This window comes from Photobacterium sp. (assembly GCF_033720175.1).
Classification (GTDB): domain Bacteria; phylum Pseudomonadota; class Gammaproteobacteria; order Enterobacterales; family Vibrionaceae; genus Photobacterium.
The window spans coordinates 142405-158979 of the sequence record NZ_JAWWDA010000003.1 but is presented as its reverse complement, the minus strand read 5'-3'; the positions used below and the strand labels follow the sequence as shown (position 1 = coordinate 158979).

At 47.0% G+C, this 16575-nt stretch carries 11 protein-coding genes; 5 read left to right on the top strand and 6 right to left on the bottom strand.

All coding sequences use genetic code 11. The features are described 5' to 3' along the window. The first annotated feature begins 99 nt into the window (after positions 1 to 99). The 3 genes from R3289_RS05105 (at position 100) to R3289_RS05095 (ending at position 4737) form a co-directional block, all read left to right on the top strand. Positions 100 to 1197 (top strand): anhydro-N-acetylmuramic acid kinase, encoded by a 1098-nt coding sequence (locus R3289_RS05105; RefSeq protein ID WP_318924412.1) that lies wholly within the window; start codon positions 100 to 102, stop codon positions 1195 to 1197. 433 nt (positions 1198 to 1630) lie between these two features. Then, positions 1631 to 3070 carry a glyceraldehyde-3-phosphate dehydrogenase gene (locus R3289_RS05100; RefSeq protein WP_318924411.1) on the top strand — a complete coding sequence of 480 codons (1440 nt, stop codon included), beginning with the start codon at positions 1631 to 1633 and terminating at the stop codon, positions 3068 to 3070. Positions 3071 to 3450: 380 nt separating this feature from the next. Next, on the top strand, positions 3451 to 4737 hold the full coding sequence (locus tag R3289_RS05095) for a carbohydrate-binding protein (RefSeq protein ID WP_318924410.1): 1287 nt from the start codon (positions 3451 to 3453) through the stop codon (positions 4735 to 4737). A 122-nt stretch (positions 4738 to 4859) separates the two neighbouring features. On the opposite strand, the gene ppsA is transcribed toward R3289_RS05095, so the two are convergent. Then, positions 4860 to 7232, bottom strand: a complete 2373-nt coding sequence (ppsA, locus tag R3289_RS05090; protein WP_318924409.1) for a phosphoenolpyruvate synthase — start codon at positions 7230 to 7232, stop codon at positions 4860 to 4862. A 185-nt stretch (positions 7233 to 7417) separates the two neighbouring features. Here ppsA and R3289_RS05085 point away from each other — a divergent pair, with 185 nt between their 5' ends. Continuing rightward, positions 7418 to 8251 (top strand): pyruvate, water dikinase regulatory protein, encoded by an 834-nt coding sequence (locus tag R3289_RS05085; protein ID WP_318924408.1) that lies wholly within the window; start codon positions 7418 to 7420, stop codon positions 8249 to 8251. A gap of 218 nt (positions 8252 to 8469) precedes the next feature. Here the strand turns inward: R3289_RS05085 and fruA are convergent, their stop codons facing one another. Genes fruA through fruB form a run of 3 tightly spaced genes read right to left on the bottom strand, consistent with a single transcriptional unit; the run spans position 8470 to position 12368 of the window. Further along, complete coding sequence (fruA, locus tag R3289_RS05080) at positions 8470 to 10209, bottom strand: PTS fructose transporter subunit IIBC (RefSeq protein ID WP_318924407.1); 1740 nt, start codon at positions 10207 to 10209, stop codon at positions 8470 to 8472. 21 nt (positions 10210 to 10230) lie between these two features. Then, entirely contained in the window at positions 10231 to 11250 is a 1020-nt protein-coding gene (gene pfkB, locus R3289_RS05075) for a 1-phosphofructokinase (RefSeq protein ID WP_318924406.1), read from the bottom strand. Further along, a complete protein-coding gene (gene fruB, locus R3289_RS05070) occupies positions 11250 to 12368 on the bottom strand; it encodes a fused PTS fructose transporter subunit IIA/HPr protein (RefSeq protein WP_318924405.1) in 1119 nt (372 codons plus the stop codon). Before fruB ends, pfkB begins: the two co-directional genes overlap by 1 nt. Before the next feature lie 298 nt (positions 12369 to 12666). On the opposite strand from fruB, the gene cra reads away from it, so the two are divergent. Further along, positions 12667 to 13650 carry a catabolite repressor/activator gene (gene cra, locus R3289_RS05065; RefSeq protein WP_318924404.1) on the top strand — a complete coding sequence of 328 codons (984 nt, stop codon included), beginning with the start codon at positions 12667 to 12669 and terminating at the stop codon, positions 13648 to 13650. A gap of 159 nt (positions 13651 to 13809) precedes the next feature. Here the strand turns inward: cra and R3289_RS05060 are convergent, their stop codons facing one another. Both R3289_RS05060 and R3289_RS05055 read right to left on the bottom strand, forming a co-directional pair. After that, positions 13810 to 15354, bottom strand: coding sequence for a GTPase family protein (locus tag R3289_RS05060; RefSeq protein ID WP_318924403.1), 1545 nt, complete (start codon positions 15352 to 15354; stop codon positions 13810 to 13812). Continuing rightward, on the bottom strand, positions 15335 to 16501 hold the full coding sequence (locus R3289_RS05055; RefSeq protein ID WP_318924402.1) for a YcjF family protein: 1167 nt from the start codon (positions 16499 to 16501) through the stop codon (positions 15335 to 15337). The genes R3289_RS05060 and R3289_RS05055 overlap by 20 nt, the downstream gene beginning before the upstream one ends. Between the last annotated feature and the right edge of the window lie 74 nt (positions 16502 to 16575).

Genomic DNA, 16575 nt, shown 5'->3' with positions numbered 1-16575 from the left:
CAGCCATTGACTGATTAGCCTTTCCATCTTGATCCCTTCCGTTTACATTGGTTGGTATTTATAGGGAGTTTCTACTCCCTTGTTATGACTGAGGAAGTTATGGGTCTTGAACGTTATATAGGCATTATGTCTGGTACCAGCATGGATGGTGTCGATACAGTTTTAGTTGAAATTGACGGCACTGATATTCGTTTGCTCGGTGAGCATTCGTTTCCTATGGATGCCAGCCTGAAACAGGCCCTGCTTGATATTTGTTTGGGCCAGCCAACGAATCTTCAAACTATTGGTGAACTTGACCATCGTTTAGGTCACTTATTCGCCGATGCTGTATTAGCGTTACTGACAAAAACAGCCACCTCAGCCAAATCAGTCAAAGCCATTGGTTGTCACGGACAAACGGTATTCCACTCGCCCGAGACTCAGTACGCCTTTACCATGCAGCTAGGTGATGCCAACATCATTGCTGCCAAAACCAACATCACGACGGTTGCCGATTTTCGGCGTAAAGATATGGCGTTGGGCGGTCAAGGAGCACCACTCGTTCCCGCATTTCATCAACAACTCTTTCATGATCCCGCCCTTACCCGAGTTATTCTCAATATTGGTGGCATTGCCAATATCACCGTTTTGGCACCAGACCCCCCCGTTACAGGTTTTGATACCGGGCCCGGCAATATGTTAATGGATGCATGGATCAATAAGCATAAAGATTTGCCCTATGATGAAAATGCACAATGGGCAAAGACCGGTGCAGTGAATCAGCCCCTGCTGGAACAGCTGCTTAATGACCGGTATTTTCAGCTGGCCCCTCCAAAAAGTACAGGGAGAGAGCTCTTCAACTTGCTATGGTTAGAGCGGCATCTCGCCGACTTTATTCTTCTCCCTGAGGATGTACAGGCCACATTAGCGGAATTTACTGCCGTAACCATTGCCAACGATGTAAGAAAACAGAGCCCGGGAGAGCTGTTGGTCTGTGGCGGCGGGGCTCACAACCCACAATTGATGCAGCGATTGAATGAATTATTACCCTATTGGGATGTACTGACAACGGCAGATCGGGGCGTTGATATCGATAACATGGAAGCCATGGCTTTTGCCTGGCTCGCCTGTCGAACACTACATAACCAACCCGGAAATCTACCAGAAGTTACAGGTGCCAGTAAGCTAACCACTCTGGGAGCGATTTACCCGGCATAATCGATCAGATACCTCGATCCTCATATCCAATCACCTTGCCCAAACCGTAAACATGGATTGGGCTTCTTTTTCTGTATCCAGATCTGTTTTTTAAACTGCAACCGTATGATGATTACAGTGAAAATGACTCATCAGTTAAAAAACATTAAGAATCATTAAAAATTAAGTTTTCTGATCATCACTATTAAATAGCTGGATCCTGCTATTTATATGCCGATTATGACCCATTTATGCCCGCCAAGATCACATTTATAAGTCATTAATTTTGCTAGGAGAAAAACGACGCAAACGTTACACTTCCGCCACATAAAAACAACAAGATTCCTTAGTAAAATTTTATCCAACTTCTCCCTGTAACTGTTTAGCTTGACGCTATTTTATGCCATAGCAAAGACATGAATAGTTACCAAAACGTGAAAGGTGCTAAGTAATAATGAGTCCGGAAAAATACCTTCTTGATTGGCAAACGAGCCAAACGAATGCAGAATCCATCTCACCACTTCTTGGTCAGCTATACCGGCAAAAAGGCGTTGAAGTCCTTTTGTTTGGTCGCCAGTTAGTTAATGCTTCTACCATCGACATTATCAAAGCACACCGTGTTGCTCGTCGCTATACCGGGGAAACTTTATCTCCAACCCAAACCCTTCCTCTCATTAAAGCGCTAGCCGCACTTGACCTGTCTCCTTGTCGAGTTGATATTGGCCAGTTAGCCTATGCATATTGGAAAGATCAAGACGAAGAGTACGGCGTAAATGACTTTTTGCAGACCGCACTGACAGAGTCATTGAGTAGCACGCAATCTGTTGAACCCCGTGATGTGGTACTTTATGGCTTTGGTCGTATTGGCCGCTTACTGGCTCGCCTCCTGATTGAAAAGAGCGGCCAGGGTTATCCGCTTCGTCTGCGTGCCGTGGTGGTACGTGGTGGCAAACATGGCGACTTAGAAAAACGTGCGAGCCTTTTGCGCCGGGATTCTGTTCATGGCCCATTCAATGGCAGTATTACTGTTGATGAAGATCGCAAAGCCATCATCGCTAATGGTAACTTCATTCAAATCATCTATGCGAACAGCCCTGCCGATGTTGATTACACTGCCTATGGTATCAATAATGCGTTAATCGTAGATAACACCGGCATTTGGCGGGATAGTGAAGGGCTAAGCCAACACCTTGCCAGCAAAGGGGCTGAAAAAGTACTGCTTACCGCGCCGGGCAAAGGCGATATCAAAAACGTTGTCTTTGGTGTCAATGAATCGGTTATCCAGGAAGATGACAAGATCATCTCAGCCGCAAGTTGTACCACCAATGCCATCACACCGGTTCTAAAAGCGGTCAATGATAAATACGGCATTACATCCGGCCATGTTGAAACGGTTCACTCGTTTACCAATGATCAGAACCTGATTGATAATTTCCACACAGGTGATCGACGCGGGCGTTCCGCATCGCTTAACATGGTATTGACTTCAACCGGTGCTGCCAAAGCCGTCGCCAAAGCGCTGCCTGAGCTTTCAGGAAAGTTAACCGGCAACTCCATTCGCGTACCAACGCCAAACGTATCAATGGCCGTTGCTAACCTGAATTTAGAATCGGATGTTTCCGCTGACGAGCTAAACCACTACTTACGTAACATGGCACTGGCATCGCCACTGTCTGGTCAGATTGACTTCACTGAATCGACCGAAATCGTATCCAGTGACATAGTCGGCTCCCGCCATGCAGGTGTTGTTGATGGCGTAGCGACCATAGCGCAGGACAACCGTTGCGTACTGTATATCTGGTATGACAATGAATTCGGCTACAGCTGCCAGGTGGTTCATTGTATGGAACAGATGATGGGGGTTCGTTATAAGACCTACCCCATGCTTAAGTAACTTTTAAGCGATAACAAACTCTTGTTCTTTGCCGCCTTTGATCACAAGGCGGCTTTTTTATCTCTCATAATCATGTCACTTTCATCATGTCACTCTCATAATTAACAACAAAGACCACAGTGCGGCCTTGACCTTATTTTCCACTGTAAAAAATGTCACCTCTCACAAGCTATCAGTGATATCAGACGCAGATATATCATGCTGACAAATATATTATTCCCCGTGTTATTGAGTTCGCACTGTACGCCCCGCATACTCGCCTCGATTCATACTCAATCAAGCATGAATTAAATCAATAACATACCAGAATCACTTGCTGGTATTCGGGGCTGAGTCCTCAACGGAATCTAAGCGACTCTCAAATCAAGAAAGGATCAAAAATGAAATTAAAAAAAACCGTTCTGTCTACGTTGTGCACCGCGACAATTTTAGCAAGCTCAATGGCTGCTCAGGCTGCGCCTAAAGGTACGATTTACCTAACATTTGATGACGGTACAATCGATGCAACGATCCCAATCGTTAAGATCATGAATGAGGCAGGTGTAAAAGGGACGTTCTACGTGAATGCCTGGCACCTAGATGGGATTGCCGATGAAAACGAAAGCAAAGCACTTGAAGCACTGCAGCTGCTGTTAGATACAGGGCATACTGTTGCCAACCACAGTTATAATCACATGGTGCACAACTGTGTCGAAGAATTTGGCCCTAATAGCGCTGCCGAGTGTAACGCTACCGGTGACCACCAGATAAACTCTTACCAGGATCCAGTCTACGATGCATCAATGTTTGACAAGAACGTCACTGTAATTGAGTCATACATTCCAAATGTAAACAGCTATCCAAACTATAAAGGTGAAAGCCTCGCTCGCCTGCCTTACACCAATACCTGGCGAGTAGCCAAAGATTTCAAGAGTAATGGCTTATGCGCAACATCAGATGACTTCAAGCCTTGGGAACCAGGATACGTCTGCGATCCTGAAAACCCATCTAACAGTGTTAAAGCTTCCCTCGAAGTTGCCGAAATTTTGGCCAATAAAAACTACCAATTCCATGGCTGGGATGTCGACTGGGCACCGGAGAACTGGGGTATTGCCATGCCGGCAAACAGCTTGACAGAAGCCGATGCCTTCTTGGGTTATGTTGAAGCAACGTTCAATACATGTGCGCCAACAACAATCGAGCCGGTCAACTCAAAGTCGCAGACTTTCCCATGCGGTACTTCTTTGCATGCTGACAAGTCGATTGTCCTGACTCATGCATTCCTTTTTGAAGATGGTAAGCGTGGCATGGGGGCAACTCAAAACTTACCTAAGCTGGCTAAGTTTATTAAAATCGCAAAAGAAGCAGGATACGTCTTTGATACATTAGACAACTATGCACCGGTATGGGCTGTAGATACTGCATATGCAGCCGGTGATTATGTTACTCACCAAGATACTATCTATAAAGCCGTAAATGCACATACAGCACAAGCTGACTGGGCTCCTTCTTCTACATCTACCCTATGGGTTAATAGCATGCCAACAACGGTATGGACGGTAAATGTAAGCTATAACGACGGTGATGTTGTTAGTTATATGGGTAAGCGTTATGTTGTTAATGCTGCTCATACTTCTCAAGCAGCCTGGACACCAAGCACAGAGCCGACACTATTTACTCAGCTTTAATCGCTTATAGATAGTTCTTTGTTGCAAACAAAAGCGTGAAGGTTAACCTTCACGCTTTTCAGTTTGTTACTAAGCACAATGTTCGCAGTCAGAAAGCGAAAATTGCATAGCTGCCTTCTATTTTAGGCTGTTTTGTTTTTCCCTAAATGTACCCAGGTTTCAACTACGGTATCCGGGTTCAGCGAGACCGAGTCAATACCTTGTTCCATCAACCAATCAGCCAGATCTTCATGATCCGATGGTCCTTGTCCACATATACCAATATACTTACCCGCCTTTTTCGCCGCTTGAATCGCCATCGACAGCAGGGCTTTAACTGCAGCATTACGCTCATCAAACAGGTGGGCAATATCACCAGAGTCCCGATCTAAACCCAGGGTCAATTGAGTCATGTCGTTAGAGCCAATCGAGAAGCCGTCAAAGTACTTCAGGAAGTCATCTGCCAGAATTGCGTTCGATGGCAGTTCACACATCATGATCACTTTCAGGCCATTCTCACCGCGACGTAAATCAAACTTCGCAAGCAAATCGATGACTGATGCCGCTTCACTCACAGTTCGCACAAATGGGATCATGATTTCAACATTCTTTAATCCCATTTTCTCGCGTACACGTTTAATCGCTTCACACTCAAGCGCAAAACAATCCTGGAACTGCGGCGAGATGTAACGAGAAGCACCACGGAAGCCAAGCATCGGGTTTTCTTCTGTAGGTTCAAAGCAACTGCCACCGACCAGGTTACTGTACTCATTCGACTTAAAGTCAGACATACGCACAATCACACGCTTCGGCCAGAAGGCAGCAGCAAGGGTTGAAATCCCTTCGGTGAGTTTCGCTATGTAGAACTCTACCGGGCTGTCATAACCCACAATGCGACGGTCGATTTCAGCTTTAAGCTCTGCCGACTGCTGGTCATAATTTAACAGTGCTTTCGGGTGAATTCCGATCATCTTATTGATGATGAACTCCAGACGCGCCAGCCCTACCCCTTCATTTGGAATACAGGCAAAATCAAATGCACGGTCAGGGTTACCGACATTCATCATCACTTTAAGGGGCAAATCAGGCAGATTGTTAACTGAAGTGCGGCGCACTTCAAAGTCAAGCTCTCCTTCATACACAAAACCCGTTTCGCCCTGGGCACAAGAAACCGTAACCTGTTGACCTGTCGACAGTCTGGCTGTCGCCGAAGCACAACCCACAACAGCCGGAATGCCTAATTCACGCGCAATGATTGCAGCATGGCAAGTACGACCACCGCGGTTTGTCACAATCGCCGACGCTTTTTTCATGACCGGTTCCCAATCAGGGTCAGTCATATCAGCCACCAGCACATCACCTTTTTGTACCTGATCCATTTCACTCAAATCAGAGACAACACGGACTTTGCCCGTACCGATCCGCTGACCGATCGCACGGCCTTCGATTAAAGGCGTGCTTTGAACGTTAAGGTGAAAACGCTCCATCACCTGCTGATCATCTCGAGAGCGAACCGTTTCAGGGCGTGCCTGCACAATTAACAGCTCACCGGTCACACCGTCTTTAGCCCATTCGATATCCATCGGGCGACCATAGTGTTTTTCGATGATCAATGCCTGCTCGGCAAGGGCTGAGATTTCTTTGTCTGTTAACGAAAACTGGTTACGTTCTTCATCTGACGTATCAACAATCTCAACTTGGGTCCCCAAGGCAGTGCCTTCGGAATAAACCATTTTGATCAGCTTTGAGCCGATAGTACGACGAACCACCGCAGGATTTCCGGCTTGTAATGTTGGCTTATGAACATAGAACTCATCAGGGTTAACTGCACCCTGAACCACCATTTCACCTAATCCCCATGAAGAAGTAATAAAGACAACCTGGTCAAAGCCTGACTCAGTATCAAGCGTAAACATAACCCCAGACGAGGCTTTGTCGGAGCGTACCATGCGCTGAATACCAGCAGACAAGGCCACGCCTTCATGATCAAACCCCTGATGCACACGATAAGAAATAGCACGATCATTGAACAGTGACGCAAATACATGCTTTACCGCTTCAATAACCGACTCAATACCACGAACATTGAGGAAGGTTTCTTGCTGCCCGGCAAACGATGCATCCGGCAGATCTTCTGCTGTGGCCGATGAACGAACAGCGACTGACAGTTGGTCATCACCGCTACCCAGTTCAGCATAAAAATGTCTGATGTCCTGCTCAAGCTCTGCCGGTAAAGGCGCGTCCAGAACCCAATTACGGATGGTTTCACCCGCCGCTTTCAACGCATTGACATCATCTACATCAAGCGTGTCGAGAAGACCATAAATACGTTTGTTTAAGCCGTCAGCTTCTAGAAATTGGTTAAATGCGTACGATGTTGTCGCATATCCATTAGGCACTTTCACACCGGCGTTGGCTAAATTGGCAACCATCTCACCCAGTGAAGCATTCTTTCCACCCACTTTATCAACATCATTCATTGATAAAGCATCGTACCAAACAACGTTCTGTTGCACGGTCAATCTCCTTGTTTTTGGATTTAGCATTAAATGTGGGCAAGATCTCAACGACAACGATTGCGTTAGCAGTTAAAAAAATACTGCGTCACAATAGCCGGGCTGTTCCCCATACCCTATAAGGTTATTGTTATAAGTATTAATGTAGCCAACCTTACAGAATAATTTTAAGGATTCAACTTTATATGCAGCGCAAATCTAATTTTCGTGATGTATTTTACATTTCTGATGCCACAGCGATTACTTCTGAGACACTCGGACACGCTATTTTGGGGCAGTTTCCTATCGAAATTCATCAGACAACCCTCCCCTTCATTGAAACAAACGAACGGGCATTTCAGGTTAAAAACCTTATCAATCAATCATATGAATCCACCGGCGTAGAACCTCTTGTCTTTTATTCGATTGTATTACCTGAAGTGAAAGCAATCATTGAACAAAGTCAGGCACATTTTTACGATGTTCTTAACGTACTGGTTGAGTCATTAAAAAACGATTTACAACTTGAACCGCAACCACAGTTACAACGTTCACATAGTATTAACAGAGATGCGGCAAGCTACCAGGATCGTATCGCCGCAATTGAATATACCTTAGCCCATGATGACGGGATTTCACTGAATAATCTTGATCAGGCCGATGTGATTTTACTGGGGGTATCCCGCTGCGGTAAAACCCCAACCAGCCTGTATTTGGCCATGCAATTTGGCATTCGTGCCGTCAACTATCCTTTCATAGCGGAGGACATGGCAAGCTTGAAGCTGCCTGCAGTTATTGAGCCATACCGCTATAAAACCTATGGCCTGACCATAGATGCAGAACGGCTGGTTGCCATTCGCCATGAGCGCTATGCCAATAGTGATTACGCCAGCAGACAGCAATGTGAAAGTGAATTAAATAAAGTTGAAGCCATGTTTCGGCGTGAAGCCATTCCTTACCTCAACACATCGTCGCTGTCAGTCGAAGAAATCTCGACTCGCTTGCTGGATATCAGCGGTTTAAAACGGAAAATGTGCTAGTGGTAAACATCTTTTTCTTTTAAAAACAAGTATCACGTACTGACCAGAACCGCTCTGATCATGACTGGCAGGATCAGAATAAAAGAGACTCATCGCGGGTACACCTATTGATGCAGCCCGCGATGGCAAAAGCCCCGGCATTATCGGTGCCGGGGCTTTTCATTTCGACTCGGCCTGAGATGCAGGCATCTCAAACAACGGGTCACAAACTTTATGCGTTACGCTGTCACAAACTGCTCTTGCTCTGACCTTTTAAGGAAAGCATAAGTCACACCGGTTAGCAGTGTGCCTGCCGCAATCGCAACCAGATACATCAGTACAGGGGTAATAGCATTTGGGATCAGCAGGACAAACAGACCGCCATGAGGTGCCATCAGCTTTGCGCCAAACAGCATAGACAGAGCACCGGTTAACGCACCACCCGCCATACAGCTAGGGATCACGCGCATCGGATCGCGAGCTGCAAACGGAATCGCACCTTCTGAGATAAAGCAAAGACCAAGCACGAAGGACGCTTTACCCGCTTCTGATTCACTTGCATTGAATTTATTTTTAGCCAGGAATGTTGCCAGCCCCATACCGAGTGCAGGTACCATGCCCGCCGCCATGATTGCGGCCATTGGCGCGTAAGTTTGTGACGCCAGCAAACCGACACCGAACGTATACGCCGCTTTGTTTACCGGGCCACCCAGATCGAAACACATCATACAACCCAGGGTAATGCCCAGCAGTACCGCGTTTGCAGAGCCCATATTGTTCAAAAACTCAGTCAAACTGGTCATAGCAGCCGCAACCGGACCGCCCACGATGTAAATCATGATAAGACCGGTGATCAGGCTCGCTGCCAGCGGAATGATCAGAATAGGTTTAAGCGCTTCCATCGACTGTGGTAACTGCACTTTATCGGCGATCAGCTTGGCGCTGTATCCCGCAAGGAAACCGGCAACAATACCACCAAGAAAACCGGCACCGATTGAACTTGCTAACATACCGCCAATCAAACCAGGTGCCAGGCCCGGACGGTCAGCAATCGAAAAGGCGATGAAACCGGCCAGAACAGGCACCATCAACGCAAACGCCGAACCGCCACCAATGGTCATCAGTGCCGCGGCCAGCGTACCTTCTTCTTTAAATGCTTCGATACCAAAGACAAAAGACAACGCAATCGCCAAGCCCCCCGCAACAACCAACGGCAGCATGTGTGATACGCCGGTCATCAAGTGCTTATAAGCCCCAATTTTCTCTTGCTTGTCTTCGCCAGAAGAAGCACTGCCTGCTTCATGCTTATAAACCGCAGCACTTGAAAACGCTTTATCCAGTTCTTGTGCGGTTTTCTTCAGTGCCAGACCGGTACTGGTTTTGTATAGTCTCTTACCATCAAATCGGGCAAGGTCGACGTCAATATCAGCCGCAATAACAACCAGATCAGCCGCTGCAATTTCTTCTGCCGTTAGCTGGTTTTTTGCACCCACAGAGCCGCGAGTTTCAACTTTAATCTCATGTCCCTGACGTTTACCCTCACCTTCCAGTGCTTCCGCCGCCATAAAGGTATGCGCGACACCAGTCGGACAGGCAGTAATTGCAACAATTTTCTTCTTCCCTGTTGCAACCACCGTTTCACCGACACCCTGCTGAGCTGCAGAAACGGATAGCACAATTGCTTTTTCTACTGCTTGTTGCAAATAAACTTTTGGCTCCGCAAAACAGTCAGTAACCTCTGACTGATAAACTTTTTTACCTACAAAGCGTGATTTATCAATTGCAGTACTTGCGGCAATAACAATGCAGTCTGCGGCTTTGATCTGAGCAGAAGTCAGAGACTTCACCGCTGTAACCGTTGACTGACATTCAATATCGACGTTCCATTTCAGTTCTGCTGCCGCTTTTTCTAATAGGCCTGCAGCAATGACGCTGTTTGCAATGCCACTGGGGCAAGCTGTTACGATTGCAATATTCATCTTGATACCCTCTGATCCTTGTTAGCACTTCACGTGATTGTTTGAACCGATCTTTTCAGTAAGATCTGATTTTGACAGTTGCACTCTTTCTTTCATCGCCAGCACCGTTTCAATATCTTCAACACCGACTCCAACTTGAGCCACCGCCAAAGCCGACAATGCCGTTGCGAAACGAAGAGTTTCTTCTCTGTTCCAGTGGTTGAGATGTCCCCAGCACATACCTGCCACTAATGTGTCACCGGCACCCACGGTGCTGACAACCTGCATTTTGGGTGGTTGCGAACGTAACCATCCTTTATCGCTCAGCCACATCACGCCTTCTGCACCTAAAGACACCACCACATTGGCAATTCCTTTTTGTAAAAGTTGTTCTGCAACTGCTGTACATTCCGCTTCTGACGTTAATTTACGCCCGGCCCAATCTGACAGCTCTTCATCATTAGGCTTTACCAACCATGGGTTTGCTTCCAGCCCGGCCGCTAATGCCGCTTTACTGCTATCAAACAACACTTGCTTACCCAATTGATGCAGACGAGATACCCAACTCGCACACATCTCAGGGGTAATACCGACAGGTAAGCTACCCGCGAGAACAAACACATCATGGCTTTCTACCAGTTCAAATAATGTTTGTTCGAAACGGATGATGTCGTCTTCAGATACCGCAACCCCCGGGAAGTTGATATCGCTAACCTGACCGGTTTGCTCTACCAATTTAACGTTGATGCGGCTTGCACCGTTAACACGAACAAACTTATCCGTTGCGCCCAGTTCTTCGAAAAGCTGGCAGAACGGTTCTTGGTTATCGGCACCTAATAAACCGGTAACGGTAACCTCTGCACCTAACTCGGCCAGTACTTTCGCTACATTTACGCCTTTACCTGCCGGATGCAAACTTCCTTTGTTCACGACGTTAACGGTTCCGGCCGTGAGCGTATGCAGGCTGCCGGTTAAATCCAACGCTGGATTTAGCGTAACGGTGACAACCTTCGGCTTATGTGTTGCTGCCTGGCAAAAAACAGGGGGATTTGAATCAGCCATTACTTACCCTCACCCAAGCCATCAGCGATTGCCTCGCCAATTGACGCCAATGCTAACTCAGCATCGTCACCTTGCGCGGTAAATTGCAGCTGATGGCCATGTTTGACACCCAGAGCAATCACCTTCATCAGGCTCTTTGCATTAGCCGGCTTGCCGTCACCACATAGGTTGAGCACCTGAATATTTGAATTGAATTTCTTCGCCACGCTCACCAGCATCGCACCAGGACGGGCATGCAGACCGTGTGAATTGCGGATTTTGAAGACTTCTGTCGCCCCCTCAATCGTCTCTTCAGTCAAAAGTGAAACCACCTTTTCTGCGGTTGTGGCAAACAATTTTTCTGATTCGTTTTTATAAAGTAACTGAGTTAAATATTCCAAGTTCTTCAGATGAGCCGCATTACACGCCGCAACCATCAATAGACCTTTAACTGGCTGTCCGTCTTCTGCAAAAGAATGCGACGGCGTAACAAAAGACATTGCCGTTTTCACCACATCTTTGTTACTTTTTGCCAGCCATAATCCTTGGCCGAGGTGAGTTGCACCTGAAGCAATCGCATCGGCGACACAACCGTTATCAGCAAACTTGCGGTTTTTGATCAGGCCGGCAGCAACGGCGGTTAACTGAATCAAATCTGTTGCCGGGAATGCCAGTTGAACCAGCCCGGTATCAAATTCCACTTCAAGCTGCTCATCTCCGTTTAAAATCGCAATGATGCCGTCAGCACTGTCGCTCAGCTTTAGTTTCTCTTCAACGCCATCAGCACAAAGCACTTTCGTTAATTGCTTCAGAATACCAAGGTGCTCATCAGATTTAGCCGCAATACCGATAGCCAGATAAACGGTTTGTCCATTGCCCCAATCCACACCATGCGGGAAATGATGGACCTTCACCCCCGTTTGCTTGACCAAACCACGTGTATCCGTTGTGCCGTGCGGGATCGCGATTCCATTACCGAGGAAAGTCGAGTTCTGAGCTTCACGAGCCAGCATTCCATTAACATACCCCGCTTCAACCAGCCCCTGGTTTGCTAAACTGACGGCTAACGCCTTTATCGCCGCTTGTTTATCAGGGGCGGCTTGTTTTAACTGAATATCGCTCTGTGATAGTGACAACATGAATTCACTCCATATGACAGTTTTCTGTCTTCTACTTCGGTCTTCTTTATGATGAACTCAAGATTCATCTCGACCCGTCGTTAAGTTATAAGTTTATGTAACAATCAAAGCTGAACCGATTCAGCTTTTTGGCAATTTAAAAGTCTCAGCAGAACCGACGAACTTTTTAAAGCTCTGCTGAAACCTTTCACCTGACATGCTGAATGGTTTCAGCTATTATTGCAATTGTTCCGTGCAGGATCATTTGCGAATATATGATCAAGCGCACAAATATTCCGGTGAAGAATAAGAAATTACGATGACGTTAGATGAAATTGCAAAACTGGCTGGTGTATCACGTACTACTGCAAGCTATGTCATTAATGACAAAGCCAGCAAGTACCGGATCAGCGAAAAAACCCAACAGAAAGTCATGGCTGTTGTTAATCAATTTAACTTCCGTCCTGATCATGCCGCCAAATCATTGCGTGCGGGAAACAGTCGCTCATTTGGATTGATCATCCCGGATCTGGAAAATAGCAGTTACGCAAGGCTGGCTAAATTGCTGGAGCGCGATGCAAGAAAGGCGGGCTATCAGCTCATCATCTCCTGCTCTGATGATGATATTGAGACCGAAATGACCGTTGCCGAGACCTTGCTCAGCCGTCGTATCGATGTCCTGCTGGTCGCAAGTGCCCTGCCCGCCGATCATGACTTCTATAAAAAAATCCAGGCAGGTGGTCTCCCCGTAATAGCGCTTGACCGAGCCTTAGATGATGAAGTCTTCGCCAGCGTGATCAGTGAAGATCTCGACGGTGCTTATGAACTGACTCAGACCCTGTTGAAAAAAGAGATAAGAAGTATTGGCCTGATCGGTGCGGTACCGGAGCTTGGGGTATCAAAAGAGCGTGAGCAAGGTTTCTATGCGGCGATCAATACCCACCGCCCCGATATTGAAACGCTGATTGCTTACGGCGATCACTTCAGTCAGGAACAAGGTCAGCATCAGGTACAGCAATGGATAGATAGCAACAACTTGCCGGATGCCATTCTTGCCACCTCTTATACCTTGTTTGAAGGTGTATTAGATTGTCTGCTAGCCAATCCGGCGCTGATGGCGAAAATCCATCTGGCCACCTTTGGTGACAATCGCTTATTGGATTTTCTGCCGATTAAAATTCAATCCCTTCCTCAGCAATTTGAGATAATTGCCGACAGCGCGCTGGAATTAGCACTTAATGCAACGGCCGGACGATACCGCACAGGCGTTGAAGTGGTCCCCCGGAAGATTAAGCGACGTTAATCGTTGATTTTAAATTAATTATAACCAAGCACCAGAGCGATAACATCATCAGAATGCTATCGCAATGGTGGCTTGTTCTGCACCACAGCCACGTTACTCGTCGGGCTAGCATCTTGAGAGGTTGGGTATATCACCCACAGCTGTTAAATTGATTATCGTTCAGTCTCTGGCTGATAACTCAAACATCTTCTTTCCTAGCCGGTAGAGACGCTTCGCCTGCTTACCTAGCGCTAATTTATTCTGTTCCAGACGGCGTCTGTTCAACTGTGTATTCACGCCACTCTCATAAGCTGACTGTATAAACGTCTTTATTTGGTCAAGGTTATAAGCCGTTCTCCCTTCCCCGATAGACAGTGGCAATATTTGATCAGGGTTCAGCAATGCCTGATTATATTCCACCGCTTCTTTAATGATCGTTGCCTTGGGTGTATCACATGACGATAAATTATAAGGTGGTGCCCATTCCTGAATCGGTTGTAACCGGTCTACCTGACTGACGAGTGCCATGATCTGTGGCTTTTTTCTCGAACGATTCGCCGTATCGGCATAGAAATCATCCACTCTGATTTTCAATTGGCTATCTAAGGCTCGAGCAGGCTGGTTGGCTTTAAGCACCCAGAGAACCAAATCACTGTTAATAATTTGCTCAAAAATTAGCGACTCCGTTTTTGGGTTACCATCAATGCCCGGTAAATCGACCAAATGGACAAGCTCGATCCCCTCTATCTCGCATTTATGCACAGTTACCCGATCAGTGGATGGAAGGGTGCTGACTTCAGCCACTATACTGCCAGCAATGGCGTTGATCACCGATGACTTGCCTGCACTCACCTGTCCGATAACCGCGACACGCAATGGCTCGATACCTGGTGCCAATCTTGTTTCATCCAAGTCTGCAGCATGACTATGTTGCAACTCGGTATCTTTAGCTTTAAAGCGCCCGCTATATAGATCAATCGCAACTGACGCCACCTCCTGCAATAAGGTTTTCTTCAGTTTCGCTTGTACTTCTGCGCTGACTTCATCAAACAATCGGCCGATGATTTGCCCTCTCGCTTCGGCGATCCAACCTGCTGGGGTTACCGCGCGAAAAACGCGGTAAATGTCATAGGCTTTCTTGGCCGTTTGAATCTTACCTTTCTGTTCATAACCCTGCTTTAGGGTGGTTATGCGGATCTTTTCAGAAAACGGAATATGATCATGCAGCAAGTGACGATATCGACGACTGACTTCTTCTACCATTAGCAGAAATTCTGGCGCTGAAAATGCCAGCTCCTTTGCTTTGCTCTCCGGGTGATACTGCCTTGCCGCTGCACTGACAACTGTAAACGCATGGGATCGTAGCGATGGCCAATCTGCAGCCTCAGCTAGCTGCTGGTCAATAATTATATTCAGGGATTGCCAGACTTGGCGATCAAAGTCAGCCCATTGCAGGGATGGCTCAACCATGATTTCCGCAAACTCTTCAGCGGTTGAACGTTCGATTTTATGCTTTCGTCGAAGCCAGAGGTACGGTAAAAATATTGCGATGCATAACATGGCAATAATCATCAAAAACAGCAACCAATAGCCTTTCTCAAACAGCGATATCACACCAAAGACAGCAAGAACGCCAAACGGCAGAATGATCGCCGTGATCATCAACGGAACAAAGCCATCAGATACCCGGCTCATCAACTGATAGCTATTTTTTATCGGTTTCATTTGCCTCCTGTTTACCGCCGCAGGCGGCTTCGACGTTGGCAACAGCCTTGATAGCCTGCTCAAAGATCGCCTTCATTTCCTCTTTCGTAACAGTTTCGCCTTTACTCTTGTGATACAGATATTTACATGCTGCCCGGCCAATCGCATACGTGGATGAGAAACTGATTGCCGCCGCCGTTGCACCGCCGACCGTCTGACCATAGGCAGGAATAAACTTCACCAGTTGGCGAATCCCCAACTTAGACAGATACTGCACCATAAAGCCGGTACCTAATGTACCAATGAACTCCATAAAGCACTGTTTATCCCATATCACCGCGTATTGGTTAGCCAGGCTATGCAGCATTTTTCCCTGAATAGCAGGCACAGAAACCAGACCTACCGCCGGGATCGCATCACTGGCCCCTGCCGCACCTGCATACCACATCACTTCTGACCGGAGTTTTTCAAAATTACTTTCTTCGCGTGATGCATGTGCATGCTTATTGGTCAAAAAACTGAGGATCGGCAGCATCTCTGCCAACTTATTTTCCAGTTCTTGAAGGCCACTTACGCCAATGCGGGGATCATCGGCACTACCGTTGCCTGCGTCAAAGGGAACAAAATCAGCCGCAACTGTCGGAACCGTACTCCCCCATACTGCTTCGACCTGATTCTGGTTATGGGCTATTGCCCTTTCACGCTCAGCGATATCGGCAATGGCAAGTACCGCAGTATGAACAATAAGAAGCTGCTTTATCACCCCAGATTTTTTGATTTTTTTAAGAGCATGAATCACCCCGCTCTGTTCAGGCTCTTCCGCTTTCATCACTACGATCAAGGCATGGCTTCGCTGCTGGCAGAGCTGAATATCTTCAGCGGGATCATAGTCGGTTTCTGACACGCCCCGGGTATCAAGAAAGCGCAATAAGGGGTTATTTACCGGATAGTCATAGCTCACCGCAGTCTTGGTGCAGGGGCGGAAACCATTGCCAATTTCTACCTGAGAATTCCCCGTCAGCGCCTGAACTAACGACGATTTCCCTGCCCCGGTCTTACCCAGCAACCATAAGGTCGGCAACTGTGTCTGCCATTGGATAAAGGCCGGTTCAAGATCCGGGTTAACAGACGGATTGATGTAATCGAAGATTTTCTTAAAACCATTCATGCTCAGTCATCACTTAATCGGCATCCGTTAATCGTGTGTATCGCTAAGTAACCTCAATTCAGCCGCTTTGATCT